The following is a 15,807-nucleotide window of genomic DNA, read 5'->3' on the forward strand; positions in this document are numbered from 1 at the left end:
GGCAGGACGATCCGACCCCGGGAGAGCTTGTGCGCGACCTGTCCGCCATCTTCAAGGCATACGACATCCGCGGCTTGGTGGGTGAGCAGCTCGACACCGACGTGGTCCGTGAGATCGGCGCCGCGTTCGCGCGCCTGGTCGGCGGCCCCGCGGTAGTCATCGGTCACGACATGCGTGACTCGTCACCAGGCCTGTCCAGCGCGTTCGCCGAGGGCGTCACGCGCGAGGGCGTGGACGTCGTCAGCATCGGCCTGGCGAGCACCGACATGCTGTACTTCGCGTCCGGCAACCTGAATCTGCCCGGCGCGATGTTCACCGCGAGCCACAACCCCGCCGCGTACAACGGGATCAAGGTCTGCCGCGCCGGTGCCGCGCCGGTCGGCCAGGACAGCGGTCTGGCCGACATCCAGCGCGACGTCGAGCAGGGCATGCCCGAGTCGGGCGCCACGCTCGGTGCGATCGAACAGCGCGACATGCTCGACGCGTACGCCGGTTACCTGCGTCAACTGGTGGATCTGTCCGGCAGCCGTCCGCTGAAAGTCGTCGTGGACGCGGGCAACGGCATGGGTGGTTACACCGTGCCCAAGGTCTTCGAGGGCCTGCCGATCGAGGTCGTCCCGATGTACTTCGAGCTCGACGGCTCGTTCCCGAACCACGAGGCCAACCCGCTGGACCCGAAGAACATCGTGGACCTGCAGGCGAAGGTGCGCGAGGTCGGCGCGGACGCGGGCCTGGCGTTCGACGGTGACGCGGACCGCTGCTTCGTGGTCGACGAGAACGGCGACCCGGTCTCGCCCAGCGCGATCACCGCCCTGGTGGCGACCCGTGAGCTGGCCAAGGATCCCGGCTCGACGATCATCTACAACCTGATCACCTCCAAGGCGGTCCCGGAGATCGTCGCCGAGCACGGCGGCAAGCCGGTCCGCACCCGGGTCGGGCACTCGTTCATCAAGCAGGAGATGGCCAGGACCGACGCCATCTTCGGCGGGGAACACTCGGCGCACTACTACTTCCGCGACTTCTGGCGTGCCGACACCGGCATGCTGGCCGCGCTGCACGTGCTGGCCGCGCTCGGCGAGCAGGAGGGCCCGCTGTCGCGGCTGACCGCCGCGTATGCCCGCTACGCCGCGTCCGGCGAGATCAACTCCACGGTCGACGACCAGCAGGCCCGGCTGGCCGCGGTCAAGGAGACGTATTCCGGCAAGGACGGCGTCACGATCGACGAACTCGACGGTCTGACAGTCGAGCTGCCTTCCGGTGCCTGGTTCAACCTGCGGCCCTCGAACACCGAACCGCTGCTGCGGCTCAACGTCGAGGCCCCGGACGAGGCGGCCGTGGCCGCTCTGCGTGACGAGGTGCTCACCATCGTCCGCGGTTAGGCCACACTGGAGAGTGGAGAAGGAGGAATCGTGGCCGTACAGCTCGACCCGCAGTTGCTCGACATCCTCGCCTGCCCGTCCGACGACCATGCGGCGCTGCGTCCCGGCACCCCGGACAACCCGGACGCCGACGTGCTCACGTGCACCTCGTGCGGTCGCCAGTACCCGGTGACCGACGGCATCCCCGTGCTGCTGCTGGACGAGGCGACGGAGCCGACCTCCGGGCCGACCTCTGGGCCGGATTCGCACGCCGCGGACGAGTGAGTCCGGTGCCTGACGACTCCCTGCTGGACGACCCCGCCCGGTTGTCCGAGGCGGACACCGACGGCCTGCTCCGGGCCGCGGCACTGGCTGGTGCCCAGGTCCGGTCGGTCGTCGAAGCCGCCACGGAACTCGGCGTCGGCAACGCGCTGACCGATGTCCGGCCGCGTGCGCTGCTGATCGTGACCAGGCCGGGGCACGGCGCCGCGATCGCGCACCTGCTGGTGGCGCTGCTCGGCCCGGCGTGCCCGGTGCCCGTGGTCGTCACCGACGAGGTTCCCGGCTGGGTCGGCCCGTTGGACGTGGTGATCGCGCACACAGAAGACGCGGGAGACCACGTACTGGCGGAGTCCGTCGGCCGTGCGACGCGTTACGGCGCCACGGTCGTGGTCACGGCCCCACCGGACGGCCCGGTGGCCGCCGCGGGCGCGGGCAGGGCGTTCCTGCTGCCGCCACGCGTGTACGTGCCGCCCGGTTTCGCCTTCCCCAGGGCCCTCGGGGCCGGTCTGCTCACGCTGACCACGATGGGCCTGCTGCGTACCGACGTGCAGCGGCTGGCCGACGAGCTGGACAAGGAGGCCGAGAAGGACCACCCGGCGCACGAGTCGTTCGTCAACCCGGCGAAATCGCTGGCCCTGCGCCTGGCCGACCGAGTCCCGCTACTGTGGGGACTGGACCCGGCGGCGACCGCGGTGGCCTCGCACGCGCGTCATGTGCTGGCCGCGCACGCCGGGTTTGTCTGCGACGCCGGCTCCTACGCCGACGCGCAGACCCGGTTCTCGTTGCACCGGGCGGCGGTAAGGTCGTCCTCCGGTCAAGGTATCTTCGACGATCCGGACGACTTCGCCGGCGACCCGACAGCCATGCTGCGGGTGCAGCTGCTGGCGATCAGCTCCGGACCGGCGGCGGAGGCGGCCCGGCACATGGCCGGGGACACGCTGCCGGGTGCGGACGTACTGGCACCCGCTGAAGAGGTCGGCGCGGACGAACCGACCAGAGCCGCCGTACTCGCCCTGCGGTTCGAGCTCGCGGCGCTGTATCTCGGCCTCGCGGCCGGGACGATCGGCGGATCGGGCCGGTACGCCTCCGCTGGCGTCTGACTAGGGAGATTTGAGAGTGGAGTTGCTGCGCAACGCCGTGCGGCCCTATGCCTGGGGGTCGCGCACGACGATCGCCGAGCTGCTGGGGCGGCCGGTACCGGCACCACACCCGGAGGCGGAGCTGTGGATGGGCGCACACCCCGGCGACCCGTCCCGCATCGACGACGACCGCTCTCTGCTCGACCTCGTGGACGACGATCCAATTGGCCAGCTCGGCGCCGACTGCGCCCGGCGCTGGGGCAACCGGCTGCCGTTCCTGCTGAAGATCCTCGCCGCCGAAGAGGCGCTGAGCATGCAGGCGCACCCGTCGGCCGAACAGGCCAGGGAAGGGTACGAGCGGGAGGAAGCCGCCGGAATCCCGCGTGACGCGAAGAACCGCAACTACCCGGACCCCACGGCCAAGCCCGAGCTGATCTGCGCGCTGACGGAGTTCCACGCACTGGCGGGGTTCCGCGAACCGCACGAGACCGTGCGGCTGCTGCGTACGCTCGAAACGCCCGGCCTGGCGCCGTACACCTCGTTGCTGGAGGGACAGCCGGACTCCGACGGCCTGCGCGCGTTGTTCACGACGTGGATCACGCTGCCGCAGACGTCACTGGACGTGCTGCTGCCGGAACTGCTGGACGCCTGCGTGCTGCACGTGAAGGAACACGGCGAGTACGACCTGATCTGCCGCACGATCCTGGAGCTCGGCGAGGCGCACGAAGGCGACGCCGGTGTGCTGGCCGCCTTGCTGCTCAACCGGATCGTGCTCGCGCCCGGCGAGGCGATCTACCTGCCCGCCGGCAACCTGCACACGTACCTGCACGGCACCGGCGTGGAGATCCTGGCCAATTCCGACAACATCCTGCGTGGCGGCCTGACGCCCAAGCACGTCGACGTGCCGGAACTGTTGCGGGTGCTGGACTTCAGCTGCGGTGAGATGCCCGTGCTGCGTGGAACGCCCACGGCGCCGCGGATGTGGACGTACCCGACGCCCGCGCCGGAGTTCGAACTCTCCCGCCTGGAGTGGAACGCCGACGACCGTGAGCCGGTCGAGCTGGTGTGTCGTGGGCCACAGATCCTGGTCTGCACCCAGGGGGCGGTCCGGCTGCTGGAGGCCGACGGCAACAAGGTCGAACTCGGCCGTGGCCAGTCCGCCTGGCTGCCCGACCACAACCCGGACGTGCACGTCGTGCCGGTCGAAGGCGCGCCGGCCCAGGTGTTCCGGGCAACCGCAGGCCAGTGACACCCGTGGTCTAGGGTTCGACCGGACAATCCGGACGGCACTAGGAGGACACGTGTCTGCAGGGGGCGGGACCAAGGCGATCATCGCCGCGTTGCTGGCGAACGCGGGCATCGCGGTCGCGAAGTTCGTCGGCTTTCTGATCACGGGCTCGTCCTCGATGCTGGCGGAGTCCGTGCACTCGGTGGCGGACACGTCGAACCAGGGCCTGCTGCTGCTCGGACAGAAAACCGCCCGGCGCAAGGCCAGCGTCGCGCACCCGTTCGGCTACGGCCGTGACCGGTACTTCTACTCGTTCATCGTCGCCCTGATGCTCTTCACCCTGGGGTCGGCGTTCGCGCTGTACGAGGGCATCCACAAGGTCCAGCACCCGGAAGCGCTGACGTCGCCGATCGTCGCGGTGATCATCCTGGTGGTGGCGATCGGCCTGGAGACGTACAGCTTCCGCACCGCGATCGTGGAGTCCAGGCTGGTCAAGGGCGACGCGACGTGGTGGCAGTTCATCCGCCAGTCCCGCACCCCCGAGCTGCCGGTCGTGCTGCTCGAGGACGCGGGCGCCCTGTTCGGCCTGATCTTCGCGCTGATCGGGGTGGGTCTCGCCACGGTGACCGGCGACCCGGTCTGGGACGCGGTGGGCACCCTGATGATCGGTGTGCTGCTCGGTGTGATCGCGATCATCCTGATCATCGAGATGAAGAGCCTGCTGATCGGCGAAGGCGCGACACCGCGCGAGCTGGACACGATCCTGGACGAGATCGCCGCGGGCCGGATCGAGCGCGTGATCCACATCAAGACCCAGTACATGGGCCCGGACGAGCTCCTGGTGGCCGCGAAGGTCGCGCTGACCTCCGGCCTGTCGGTCGAAGAGGTCGCCCAGGCGATCGACGACGCGGAGCAGCGCGTCCGCGGCAAGGTCCCCGCCGCCCGCCTGATCTACCTCGAACCAGACCTCGACCGCAGCACCACCCCGGCCTGACCGCCGTGTCCACCATTCCAGCACCCTGAGTTGACCGTTCCGGCACCGTGAGTTGACCGTTCCGGCACTGTGAGTTGACCGTTCCGGCACCGTGAGCTTCCCCTGAGCTCGAAGGCGACGACGGCTCTGGGATTTCGTGGTGCCGGAGTGTGCGTCTCGGGGTGCCGGAACGTGCATTTCGGGGTGCCGCAAAGGTGGACACGGCGAGGTGGGCCTCCAGCACCCGATCACGATCGCCGGGACGTAATCTCTGGTCACGCACTGTCGGGGAGCGTGAAGGAGGCAACGGTGCCAGGTACTGGCTTGTGGCGGACCAAAACCGTCGAACAGTCCATCGCGGACACGGACGAACCGGATACCAAACTCCGCAGGAACCTCACCGCGTGGGACCTCACGGTCTTCGGTGTCGCGGTCGTCATCGGCGCGGGCATCTTCACGTTGACCGCGCGGACAGCCGGTGATCTGGCCGGTCCCTCGGTCGCGTTGGCGTTCGTGCTCGCGGCGATCGCGTGTGCCCTCGCGGCCCTGTGTTACGCCGAGTTCGCGTCCACCGTCCCGGTGGCCGGGAGTGCGTACACGTTCTCGTACGCCACGTTCGGCGAGTTCATCGCGTGGATCATCGGCTGGGACCTGGTGCTGGAGTTCGCGGTCGGTGCGGCCGCGGTCGGCAAGGGGTGGTCGGCGTACCTGCAGGTCGTGCTCGGGTACATCTTCGGGCCGGACGTGAAGACCACTGTCGAGGTCGCGGGGCTCACGGTCGACTGGGGCGCGTTGCTGCTGGTCGTCATCCTGGCGTGGTTGCTGACGATGGGCACCAAGCTGTCGTCGCGGTTCAGCCTGGTGATCACGAGCATCAAGGTCGCGATCGTGCTGTTCGTGATCTTCTTCGGGCTTTCCTTCGTCAAGGGCGAGAACTACACGCCGTTCGTGCCGGAGGCGGCTTCGGCGGGCACCACCGGCTCCACCGGTGTGGACCAGACCCTGTTCTCCGCCCTGGCCGGTGGCGAGACCAGCGCGTACGGCGTCTTCGGCCTGCTCGCGGCGGCATCGCTGGTCTTCTTCGCGTTCATCGGTTTCGACGTGGTCGCCACGACCGCGGAGGAGACCCGGCACCCGCAGCGTGCGGTGCCGCGCGGCATCCTCGGCTCGCTCGCGATCGTCACCGTGCTGTACGTGGGTGTCTCGCTCGTCGTCGTCGGCATGCTGCCGTACAAGGAACTGGCGACCACCGAGGACGGCAGCTCGAAGACGTTGGCGACGGCGTTCTCGGCCAACGGGGTCGACTGGGCCGCCAACGTCATCTCCATCGGCGCGTTGGCCGGTCTGACCACTGTCGTGATGGTGCTGCTGCTCGGCCAGATCCGGGTGTTGTTCGCGATGTCCCGCGACGGCCTGCTGCCACGCGGCCTCGCCAAGACCGGGAAGCACGGCACCCCGGCCAGGGCGACGCTGATCGTGACGATCATGGTCGGGGCGGCGGCGACGTTCTTCGAGGCGGGCAAGCTCGAGGAGATGGTCAACGTCGGCACGCTGTTCGCCTTCATCCTGGTGTCCGCCGGGGTGCTGGTGCTCCGCAAGACCCGGCCGGACCTTCCGCGTGGTTTCCGGGTTCCGTGGGTGCCGGTGATCCCGGTGCTGGCCATCCTGGCGTGCCTGTGGCTGATGCTGAACCTCACCATCCTGACCTGGCTGCGGTTCCTGGCGTGGATGGCCCTCGGCGTGATCGTGTACTTCGTGTACAGCCGCCGGAACTCGTTGCTGGGCAAGCGGATGAAGGACGATGCCGACAACCGCGTGTCTTGATGTCGGGTCGACGTGGACCAAAGGCGCGCTCGTCGACCACGACGGCGTGTTGCTGGCCACGGCGCAGCACGCGACCACTCCGCCCGAGGTTCTCGACGGCGTCAAAGGCGTCATCGCCGAACTCGGTGGCGCCGACCACGTGCTCGTCTGCTCCTCCGCGGGCGGTGGGCTGCGGCTCGCCGTGGTCGGCCACGAACGCCTGATCAGCGCGGAAGCCGGGTACCGCGTCGCGCTGTCCGCCGGCGCGAAGGTCGTGCACGTCTCCGCGGGTGAGTTGGACGGCGCCGGAATCCGGGCGTTGCGCCAGGCCGAGCCGGATGTCGTGCTGCTCGTCGGCGGAACCGACGGCGGTGACGCGAAAGTACTGCTGCACAACGCGGCCGCACTGGCGCGTAACCGGATTCGGCCGCCGATCGTGCTGGCGGGCAACCAGCACGCCCGGCTCGAAGCGCTCGAAATCCTCGCCGGGCGTACGGTCGTCCCCACCGCCAACGTCCTGCCGGACGTGGGTGAGCTGGCGCCGGGACCGGCGCGGGCGGCGATCCGGCAGGTGTTCCTGAACCACGTGATCGGCGGCAAAGGCCTGTCCCGTGGAGCGCGGTTCCGGCGGTTGGTCCGGGCGGTCACGCCGGACGCGGTGCTCACCGGCGTGTCCCAGTTGGCCAGTGAGGACGCGGTTCTCGTCGTGGACGTCGGCGGCGCCACCACGGACGTCTACTCCGCGGTGTCCATTCAGGACGAACAGGAGCGGGCCGTCGGCCTGCCGCAGGACCGGCGGACGGTCGAGGGCGACATCGGGATGCGGTGGTCCGCGCCGGGGATCGTCGCCGAGGCGGCCGCGGAACGCCTGACGGCGACGGGCCTCGCGGAGCCCGCGGAACGGCGGGCGAAGCAGGTCGGGTTCATCCCGGAGACGCCCGAGGAGTCCACAGTAGACCTGAAGCTGGCCGGGCTGGCCGCGATCATCGCCGTCCGCAGGCACCTGCGGTTGGTGGAAGGCAAGCTCGGTCCGCGTGGAGCGGGCCTGCTTGTGTTGTCCGGCGGCGTTTTCCGGCACGCCGACGACATCGGTGACGTCGTCGAGGCGCTCAGGAACGATCCGGTGCTGAAACCCGCCATCAAAGCGGCGCGGATCGTGGTCGACCGGGACTACGTGCTCGCGCCCGCTGGCCTGCTCGCCGAAGACGGCCAGGTCAAGGCCGCTCGTACGTTGTTGACCACGCTTCAGGACGATCGGTAGCTTCGTCTGCTGTGACCGAATTGTACGGCGAGACGGTGTTCGGGGCGGATCACGACCTCGAAGCCAGGCGGCTCGACGCGTTGTCCCGGATGTTCGATCCGGCCACCCGGGCCCGGCTCGTCCAGGTGGTCCGCCCGGAGATGCGGTGCCTGGACGTCGGCGCCGGGCTCGGCCGGATCTCCGGCTGGCTGGCCGAGGTGTGCGCCGAGGTCGTCGCCCTCGACCGGGACACCCGGCTGCTGGCCGACCTGCACAAGGTGTTCCCGACCGTGCGCGTCGTCGAGGCGGACATCACCGAGGAGCAGGCGCTCGGCACGTTCGACCTCGTGCACAGCCGCCTGGTCCTGATGCACCTGCGTAACCGCGTCGAGGTGTTCCACCGCCTGGCCGATTTCGTCGCACCCGGCGGCTGGCTTGTGCTCGGTGAGGCGATCGCGGCGCCCACGATGACCGGCCCGCCGGACAGCCCGTTCCGGCAGCTGATGGAAAAGCACTGGTACAGCCTGGAAAAGACGATCGGCACGGACGGGCAGTGGGGCCTGCGTTACCCGGAATTGTTGCGCCAGGCGGGTTTCGTGGACATCGGGGTGGAGATGTACCAGCCGCCGATCACCGGCACGTCCGCCGCGGGCCAGTTCTTCCAGCTCAACTTCCACCACCTCAGGGACCGCGTCCTGGCCGACGGCCTGGTTGACGAACCGACCTTCGAGGCGGCCGTGCAAGCCATGCGGCAGCCCGGTTTCAGCGACCTCGGCATGGGGCTGCTCACCGCGTGGGCCCGCAAACCTACATGAGGCCCGCGGCGATCGCGACGGCCTGATCCCACTCGGGGTCCGCGTAGTAGTCGCTGTGCCGTCGTACGCCTGGCGACCAACGCAGTCCGGGCACCGGCTGGAGCTGCGGATCGGGCAGCCAGTGGTCACTGCCGAGCACGAGCGCGCCCGACTCGGTGGCCCGGGCCGGGGGCAACGGGCCGGAACTGCCGTCCGGCCGGAACCCCATGCCGATCATCTTCGAGTCGTACACCTGACGGCGCCACGTGGTCACGGCGCCGCCCAGCGGATCAGTGCCACGGCACAACGCACGCCAGCGCCCGTCGAGCTCGCCGTGCAACTCCGCCAACGCCCTGTGCGGCACGACGCTGGGGAAAGCACGCGGATACGCCCACTGCAAAGGAGATCCGGCCGTCACGAGTCCCACGCGCTCACGGTCCTCGGGCGGCAGCGTCTCCATCAACCGGGACACGGCGACAACGGCGATCAGACTGCCGTGGCTGTGGCCGGTGATCACGACCCGAGTGCTGCGGTCCTGGAGGTGTTCGCACGCCCGCTGGGTCAGCTCGGGAATGACCTTGAGGGCGTAACAGGGCGGCACGACGGGATGCGACTCCCGGGGCCAGAAGCACGCGAGGTCCGCCAGAACTCCCAACGTACGAGCCAGATCCGGCCGTCGGACGGCCTGGTACACCGCGCGCATCAGCGCGGCGGCAAGGAAACCGAGGGTGAAGACGCCGATCCCGGAGAACGGGCCCATCCACTCCGGCGGTCCGAAGTCCCGTAGCCGCATCCAGACCGCGACGCCCGCGCCCGCGCTCAGCGCCGCCCCGCAAGCGATCAGCACGTGGTGCAAGTGGTTGCGCTGGAAGCGCCCGTTACGCCAGGCACGCGTCGCCGTCGCCTGTTCCGCGGGCGGCGAGTCCGCGTGCAGCAGTCCGCTTTCCGGCGGCTGTTCTCCGCGCCGGTCGTTGCGCCACCTGTGCACACCGGTGATCGTGCCCAGCAGCAGGCCGATCACCAGCGCGAACGCCGCCGAGACACCCCACAGCAGGGTGACCGGCTCGTAGCCGTCAGGCAGGTCCAGCCCGGTGCTGCCCAACACTTTCCGGACGGCGATGGCGACACCGGCGCCGAACCCGCCACCCAGCAACGCGGCGACCGCCAGCACGATCGGCGACATCCAGCCGCCTGCCCACGGCCGCAGCTCGCGCGGTTGGTCCGCCCAGAACTCGCGGCGTGCGATCAAGGCGGCCGGGATCAGCACCAGCGCGAACAGTGCGCACACCGCCAGGAGTGCGACAGTGGTGCCCTCGATGGTGATGTCCGTGCCGGTGAGCTGCGTGGGCAGAGGGTCCTGTGCGATGACCGTGCTGATCACGAGCACGATGCTGATGAACAAGAGCACGCGTCGCGTCACGAGCCCCAACGCCATCCGCAACCAACGGCCCGCCCGGTGCGGAGCCGAGCCGGTTGGATCGTCCAGCAAGAGCACGCCCAACGCGGCGAGCACGAGCAACGACAGACCGACGAGCCATTGCGATGTCACGACGGGGGACGTGGTGAACGGGCCGCCAGACGGAAGCAACGCCAACACCGACAGCCCCGCCACGGTGTGCAGCGCGCGCAAGGTGGGGGTGTCCGGGTCGGCGACCAGGCTGGCCCCGGGCATCCGGCGCGGCCGGTTGCCCGGCACCGGACTCGGCAAGGGCGGCGCGTTCACCGTCCACGTCACCGTCGACACCCGGGCGAGCAACAGCACGACGAGCATCGCGGGCAGCAGCCCTACGATCGGACGGAATCCGCGCAGCTCACGCAGCCAGTCCGGGACGAGCCCGGCCATGCACGCGGCACCGGGAGCGAGGCATTGCGCCGCCACCAGGTCCAGGCTCACCACAGCTACCTGAGTGACGAAGAGCACAGTCAGCAGCAATGCCGCCAGACGCAGCAGTGACCGGCCGACCAGGCCCAACGCGGCCGCGACCGGGTTGTCGTGCGGGACCGGCGGCAGCATCCAGTGCGCCAGGTTGGTCAGCGTGAACGGGAACATCAGCGCCCAGGTGGACTTGCTCACGCCCCCGGACGTCATCCCACTCCAGAGGTAACCCTCGATGGTCCGCGGCACCGCACGGTCACTCGTTTGCAGCAACGGACCGGGACCTGGCCGGCGCAACCGGTCGGCCGGCCGCACGATCCGGCCGACGCCGTCGCCGGCCACGTCGACCGCCGCGACCGCTCCGACCAGGGATTCCGCCGTCGTGCCCATGATCCCGTGCACGCGCAGTTCGACGACGCGTGTGTCGGATCCAGGCATCAACAAGGTGACTCCGTTGAGTGTCGAGGCTCCGCCGAGGCCGCGGCGGTACTGTTCGGCTTGACGAGTTTGGAGGGAATAGGGCGATGACCGCTGAAGACACGCGGAACGTGACCGGAGCCCGGTACGCCGGAAAGATCGGCGACATCGACTTCGCGGTGGCCGATCTGTCGCTGGCCGAGTTCGGTCGTAAGGAGATCCGCCTGGCCGAGCACGAGATGCCGGGCCTGATGGCACTGCGTCGTGAGTACGCCGAGGTCTACCCGTTGCGCGGGGCCCGGATCTCCGGCTCGCTGCATATGACGGTGCAGACCGCTGTGCTGATCGAGACGCTGGTCGCGCTGGGTGCGGAGGTGCGGTGGGCGTCGTGCAACATCTTCTCCACCCAGGACCACGCCGCGGCGGCGGTGGTGGTCGGGCCGCACGGTACGCCGGAGGCGCCGAAGGGCGTGCCGGTGTACGCCTGGAAGGGCGAGACGCTGCCGGAGTACTGGTGGTGCACCGAGCAGATGCTGACCTGGCCCGAGGGCAAGTCGCCGAACATGCTGCTGGACGACGGCGGCGACGCGACGTTGCTGGTCCACAAGGGTAAGGCGTACGAGGCCGCGGGTGTGGTTCCCGCCGCCGAGGAGGACGACCCGGAGGAGTGGAAGGTCATCCTGGAGACGCTGCGCGCCTCCTTGTCGGCCGACCCGACCAAGTGGACCCAGATCGCGAACGAGATCAAGGGCGTGACCGAGGAGACCACCACCGGTGTGCTGCGGCTGTACCAGCTGGCGGCGGCGGGTGAGCTGTTGTTCCCGGCGATCAACGTCAACGACTCGGTGACCAAGTCGAAGTTCGACAACCGCTACGGCATCCGGCACTCGCTGATCGACGGGATCAACCGGGGCACGGACGTGCTGATCGGTGGCAAGGTCGCCGTGGTGTGCGGGTATGGCGACGTCGGTAAGGGCGCGGCGGAGTCGCTGCGGGGTCAGGGTGCGCGGGTGATCGTCACCGAGATCGACCCGATCTGCGCGTTGCAGGCCGCGATGGACGGGTACGCGGTGCGCCGGCTGGAGTCGGTGATCGGTGAGGCGGACATCGTGATCACCACCACGGGCAACAAGGACGTGGTGACCGCCGAGCACATGTCGCAGATGAAGCACCAGGCGATCCTGGGCAACATCGGGCACTTCGACAACGAGCTGGACATGGCGGGCCTGGCCAGGTACCCGGGTGTGCGGCGGATCACCATCAAGCCGCAGGTGGACGAGTGGGTGTTCCCGTCCGGCCGGTCGATCATCGTGCTGTCCGAGGGCCGGTTGCTCAACCTGGGCAACGCGACCGGGCACCCGTCGTTCGTGATGTCGAACTCGTTCTCCAACCAGGTGATCGCCCAGATCGAGCTGTTCACCAAGAACGAGGAGTACGACAAAGAGGTCTACCGGCTGCCCAAGAAGCTCGACGAGTACGTCGCGCGCATCCACGTCGAGGCCCTCGGTGGTGAGCTCACCAAGCTGACCAAGGAGCAGGCCGAGTACATCGACGTCGACGTCGAAGGCCCGTTCAAGCCCGATCACTACCGCTACTGACCTCGTCAGTGGTCCGTCCGGCGCCGGCCGGACGGACCACTCACGACGGTCGCTCAGGGCCACTCGATCAGGACTTCCGCGAGGCCGGCCGGGAGATTGGTGAAATAGCCGCTGGTCACCCTGCCGAGCCCGACCACGAGGCCCTCCGAGCCCACCGGTTCGGCGCCGACCCGAGCCCGGAACTGCCGGGTCACCCGTGCGGGCATCGCCTTGCGGTGGAAGGCGTGCTGTACGAGATACGTCCCGACGCCGCGGAGGAACGTGCGCTCAAGCCCGGGCGAGGGACCGCCCGAGCCGTCGGTGATCGTGAAGCAGAAGACGTGTGTCTCGCCTTCGGCCAGCCTGCGGTCGAACAGGAACTCCATCGCCATCACGCCGGACGCGGCCAGCCGGCGCACCCGGCCCAGCCGGCAGCCCTCCGCCGTGGTGATCTCGGCCCGTTCGATCAGACAGCCCTCGTCGCCGCCGTGCGTGGCGAAGTAGCGGTCCGGGCCGGAACGCGCGGCCGTCACCACGAACCGGGTCGTCTGGGAACGCTGCTCGCGGTGCGGTCCGAGTTGGACGTGGTCGTGCACCGCGTCGATCCGCAGGTCCGCATTGGTCCGTGTCTCCGGCGCCGCGTCGAACTCGGCCAGCAGCGCGGGCGCGTCCTGCCAGACCCGGCTCACCTCGGTGAACTTCGGGACGACCTCGTCGCCCTTGCCGGTGCGCTGGCGCGGTCCGATCAGGACGACCAACGAGTCCGACGGCAGCCGTAACACGGTTTCCAGCGCGCGGACCGTGTCGATGGATCTGGGCACCTCGGGGTGGCGCAGGCCGCGTTGCCAGTAGCTCAGCGTCGACTGGCCGATCTTCACGCCCAGCCGTTCCAGGTGGGCGGTGATCCGGGTCAGCGACAGCCCACGGCACTCGATCGCCTCCCGCAACGCACGGTGGAAAGGCCCGTAACGCAGTGCGTCACCGAGCCGCTCAGGCAATGGCCCGTTGTCCACCCTTTCTCCCATCCCCCCGTTCACGAGGTGTGAACGAACCGTGAACGTTCACAGTAGTTCCTCGTGGGAACGTGAGGTAGGTGCGAACGATCCCCTTGTGCGCCAGCAGGGGTTGCCCTCCGGGATCAGGTGATCGCACTGTGTTGGCACAACGCCGTGCCACCGTTCGTCCCGGCCTCCTCTGCGACCGGGCCGGGCACCGGCCCGGCACCTTGCGGGCGAGAAGGGAACCCAAGCCCATGCCGGCACTCAGGCTCACGCGGCGTCTGCCCGCGACCGCGATCCTCGGTGTCGGTCTCGCCCTGGGCACGGCCGAACCGGCCGTGGCCGAACCGGCGCCGGTGGCCAAGGTGATCGCCAGGGGTGAACGCGAGGCGAGCGCCGAGCCCACGCCTGCCGCGCGGGAACTGCTGCTGCTTCTGGTGGCAATGGGCGGGCTGGTCATCGGCGCCGGTGGCGTGCTGCTGGCACGCCGCCAGCCAGGCTGAGGCGTCGATTGCCGACAGGGCAACGGAAAGCGTGACAGCTCCGGCGTACACGAGCGCATGTCAGTGTGTCCGATTCGGACAACGCGCCTTCCTTCGGCTTCGCCTCTGACCCCAGGGGAACCAGCTGTCCTCAAAGGACTGGCCGGGGCAGGCGCGGCCGTATGCCGTAGACGCGCAACGCCCAGGTGCCGTGCCGTGTGCTGCCCGCGGCTAGGGTTACTCCGTGGGTCGACTTGTGGTCATCGAAGGTCTGGACGGGTCAGGGAAGCGCACCCTGGGCGCCGCGCTCACCGAGGCGTTCCAACGCCGTGGCGCCAAAGTCGCGCAGCACGCGTTCCCGCGCTACGGCGAGAGCGTGCACGCGGACCTCGTCAGCGACGCCTTGCACGGTCGTCTCGGCGACGTCGCCGACTCCGTCCACGGCATGGCCGTTCTCTTCGCACTGGACCGTCACGGCGCACGTGACGCGCTGCTGCGTGACCTCGACGACTTCGACGTCGTGCTGGTCGACCGCTACATCGCCTCGAACGCGGCCTACCAGGCGGCACGGCTGCACCAGGACGAGCACGGCGAGATCGTCGAGTGGATCCGCCAGCTGGAGGTGGAGCGCTTCAGACTGCCCGTCCCGGACCGTCAGCTGCTGCTGCGCGTCCCCGTCGACCTCGCGGCGACCCGTGCCGAGACCCGTGACCGCGCGCGGGACACGTACGAAAAGGACGGCGGGCTACAGGCTCGGTGCGCCGCCGTCTACGACGGACTGGCCCGAATCGGCTGGCTGGCGCCGTGGCAGGTGCTCGACGGCAGCACCGACCAGGATTTCGACCGGCTGACCAGCACCCTGCTGGCTGACGCGTAACGCACACGCCGGCTGATACGGATAGGACTCCATCGACCAGGCCCGCGAGCGCAGCGAAGCGATCGAATGGAGTGAACGGGTGATACAGCGGCAAGATCAGCGGGTTGCGCACGCCTCCGCCGGCGATAGTGCGACGATGGGGGGCATGAAGGCACGCGTGCTGGTTGTGGACGACGACCCGGCCCTCGCCGAGATGCTGACGATCGTGCTCCGCGGTGAAGGGTTCGACACCGCGGTCGTGGCCGACGGCTCCCGCGCGCTCCCCGCGCTGCGCGAGCTCAAGCCCGACCTGGTGCTGCTCGACCTGATGCTGCCCGGCATGAACGGCATCGACGTCTGCAAGGCGATCAGAGCCGAGTCGGGTGTCCCGATCGTCATGCTGACCGCCAAGAGCGACACCGTCGACATCGTGCTCGGCCTCGAGTCGGGCGCGGACGACTACGTGGTCAAGCCGTTCAAGCCCAAGGAGCTGGTGGCCAGGGTCCGGGCGCGGATGCGCCGCACGGAGTCCGAGCCCGCCGAGGTCCTGGCGATCGGCGACCTGACCATCGACGTACCCGGCCACGAGGTCACCCGCGAGGGCAAGGCGATCCAGCTGACCCCGCTGGAGTTCGACCTGCTGGTGGCGCTGGCCCGCAAGCCGCGCCAGGTGTTCACCCGCGAGGTGCTGCTCGAGCAGGTGTGGGGCTACCGGCACGCCGCGGACACCAGGCTGGTGAACGTGCACGTCCAGCGGTTGCGCTCGAAGGTCGAGAAGGACCCGGAGCACCCCGAGGTCGTGCTGACGGTCAGGGGTGTGGGATACAAGGCCGGGCCTCCGTGA

Annotated in this window: 14 protein-coding genes; 12 read left to right on the forward strand and 2 right to left on the reverse strand. The window is 69.3% G+C overall.

Features of this window, described 5'->3' with window-relative positions; translation table 11 throughout:
* The first annotated feature begins 29 nt into the window (after positions 1–29).
* The 8 genes from GC106_RS10530 to GC106_RS10565 all read left to right on the forward strand — a co-directional run bounded on the left by GC106_RS10530 (position 30) and on the right by GC106_RS10565 (position 8,778).
* On the forward strand, positions 30–1,379 hold the full coding sequence (locus GC106_RS10530; RefSeq protein WP_173127578.1) for a phosphomannomutase/phosphoglucomutase: 1,350 nt from the start codon (positions 30–32) through the stop codon (positions 1,377–1,379).
* Positions 1,380–1,409: 30 nt separating this feature from the next.
* Positions 1,410–1,643, forward strand: coding sequence for a Trm112 family protein (locus GC106_RS10535; RefSeq protein ID WP_173127581.1), 234 nt, complete (start codon positions 1,410–1,412; stop codon positions 1,641–1,643).
* The gene (locus GC106_RS10540) at positions 1,640–2,740 is read left to right on the forward strand and encodes a hypothetical protein (protein WP_376777720.1); all 1,101 of its coding nucleotides are present in this window, start codon (positions 1,640–1,642) and stop codon (positions 2,738–2,740) included. The genes GC106_RS10535 and GC106_RS10540 overlap by 4 nt, the downstream gene beginning before the upstream one ends.
* A 16-nt stretch (positions 2,741–2,756) precedes the next feature.
* Positions 2,757–3,968, forward strand: a complete 1,212-nt coding sequence (gene manA, locus GC106_RS10545) for a mannose-6-phosphate isomerase, class I (protein ID WP_173127587.1) — start codon at positions 2,757–2,759, stop codon at positions 3,966–3,968.
* Between the two features lie 52 nt (positions 3,969–4,020).
* The gene (locus GC106_RS10550; RefSeq protein ID WP_173127590.1) at positions 4,021–4,941 is read left to right on the forward strand and encodes a cation diffusion facilitator family transporter; all 921 of its coding nucleotides are present in this window, start codon (positions 4,021–4,023) and stop codon (positions 4,939–4,941) included.
* 288 nt (positions 4,942–5,229) lie between these two features.
* Positions 5,230–6,744, forward strand: coding sequence for an amino acid permease (locus GC106_RS10555; protein ID WP_173127593.1), 1,515 nt, complete (start codon positions 5,230–5,232; stop codon positions 6,742–6,744).
* Positions 6,722–7,984: a glutamate mutase L gene (locus GC106_RS10560; RefSeq protein WP_173127596.1), complete on the forward strand. Its 1,263-nt coding sequence runs from the start codon at positions 6,722–6,724 to the stop codon at positions 7,982–7,984. The genes GC106_RS10555 and GC106_RS10560 overlap by 23 nt, the downstream gene beginning before the upstream one ends.
* A gap of 11 nt (positions 7,985–7,995) precedes the next feature.
* A complete protein-coding gene (locus tag GC106_RS10565; RefSeq protein WP_173127599.1) occupies positions 7,996–8,778 on the forward strand; it encodes a class I SAM-dependent methyltransferase in 783 nt (260 codons plus the stop codon).
* On the opposite strand, the gene GC106_RS10570 is transcribed toward GC106_RS10565, so the two are convergent.
* On the reverse strand, positions 8,771–11,071 hold the full coding sequence (locus GC106_RS10570; RefSeq protein WP_217280294.1) for a lipase family protein: 2,301 nt from the start codon (positions 11,069–11,071) through the stop codon (positions 8,771–8,773). The genes GC106_RS10565 and GC106_RS10570 overlap by 8 nt on opposite strands.
* Positions 11,072–11,157: 86 nt before the next feature.
* Between GC106_RS10570 and ahcY the strand changes: the two genes are divergently transcribed.
* Positions 11,158–12,648: an adenosylhomocysteinase gene (gene ahcY, locus GC106_RS10575; protein WP_173127605.1), complete on the forward strand. Its 1,491-nt coding sequence runs from the start codon at positions 11,158–11,160 to the stop codon at positions 12,646–12,648.
* A gap of 53 nt (positions 12,649–12,701) precedes the next feature.
* Here the strand turns inward: ahcY and GC106_RS10580 are convergent, their stop codons facing one another.
* Positions 12,702–13,640, reverse strand: a complete 939-nt coding sequence (locus GC106_RS10580) for a helix-turn-helix domain-containing protein (protein ID WP_312872585.1) — start codon at positions 13,638–13,640, stop codon at positions 12,702–12,704.
* 239 nt (positions 13,641–13,879) lie between these two features.
* On the opposite strand from GC106_RS10580, the gene GC106_RS10585 reads away from it, so the two are divergent.
* The 3 genes from GC106_RS10585 (at position 13,880) to mtrA (ending at position 15,807) form a co-directional block, all read left to right on the forward strand.
* Positions 13,880–14,128 (forward strand): hypothetical protein, encoded by a 249-nt coding sequence (locus tag GC106_RS10585; RefSeq protein ID WP_173127612.1) that lies wholly within the window; start codon positions 13,880–13,882, stop codon positions 14,126–14,128.
* Between the two features lie 223 nt (positions 14,129–14,351).
* Positions 14,352–14,984, forward strand: coding sequence for a dTMP kinase (locus GC106_RS10590; RefSeq protein ID WP_312872586.1), 633 nt, complete (start codon positions 14,352–14,354; stop codon positions 14,982–14,984).
* Positions 14,985–15,129: 145 nt separating this feature from the next.
* On the forward strand, positions 15,130–15,807 hold the full coding sequence (mtrA, locus tag GC106_RS10595; protein WP_033392556.1) for an MtrAB system response regulator MtrA: 678 nt from the start codon (positions 15,130–15,132) through the stop codon (positions 15,805–15,807).

The organism is Kibdelosporangium persicum (genome assembly GCF_013280595.1).
Taxonomy (GTDB): Bacteria; Actinomycetota; Actinomycetes; order Mycobacteriales; family Pseudonocardiaceae; genus Kibdelosporangium; species Kibdelosporangium persicum.

Coding starts and splice junctions, on each gene's coding strand:
- GC106_RS10560 (WP_173127596.1), top strand. CDS start 6,722: ATGCCGACAACCGCGTGTCTTGATGTCGGGTCGACGTGGACCAAAGGC.
- GC106_RS10570 (WP_217280294.1), bottom strand. CDS start 11,071: ATGCCTGGATCCGACACACGCGTCGTCGAACTGCGCGTGCACGGGATC.
- ahcY (WP_173127605.1), top strand. CDS start 11,158: ATGACCGCTGAAGACACGCGGAACGTGACCGGAGCCCGGTACGCCGGA.
- GC106_RS10585 (WP_173127612.1), top strand. CDS start 13,880: ATGCCGGCACTCAGGCTCACGCGGCGTCTGCCCGCGACCGCGATCCTC.
- mtrA (WP_033392556.1), top strand. CDS start 15,130: ATGAAGGCACGCGTGCTGGTTGTGGACGACGACCCGGCCCTCGCCGAG.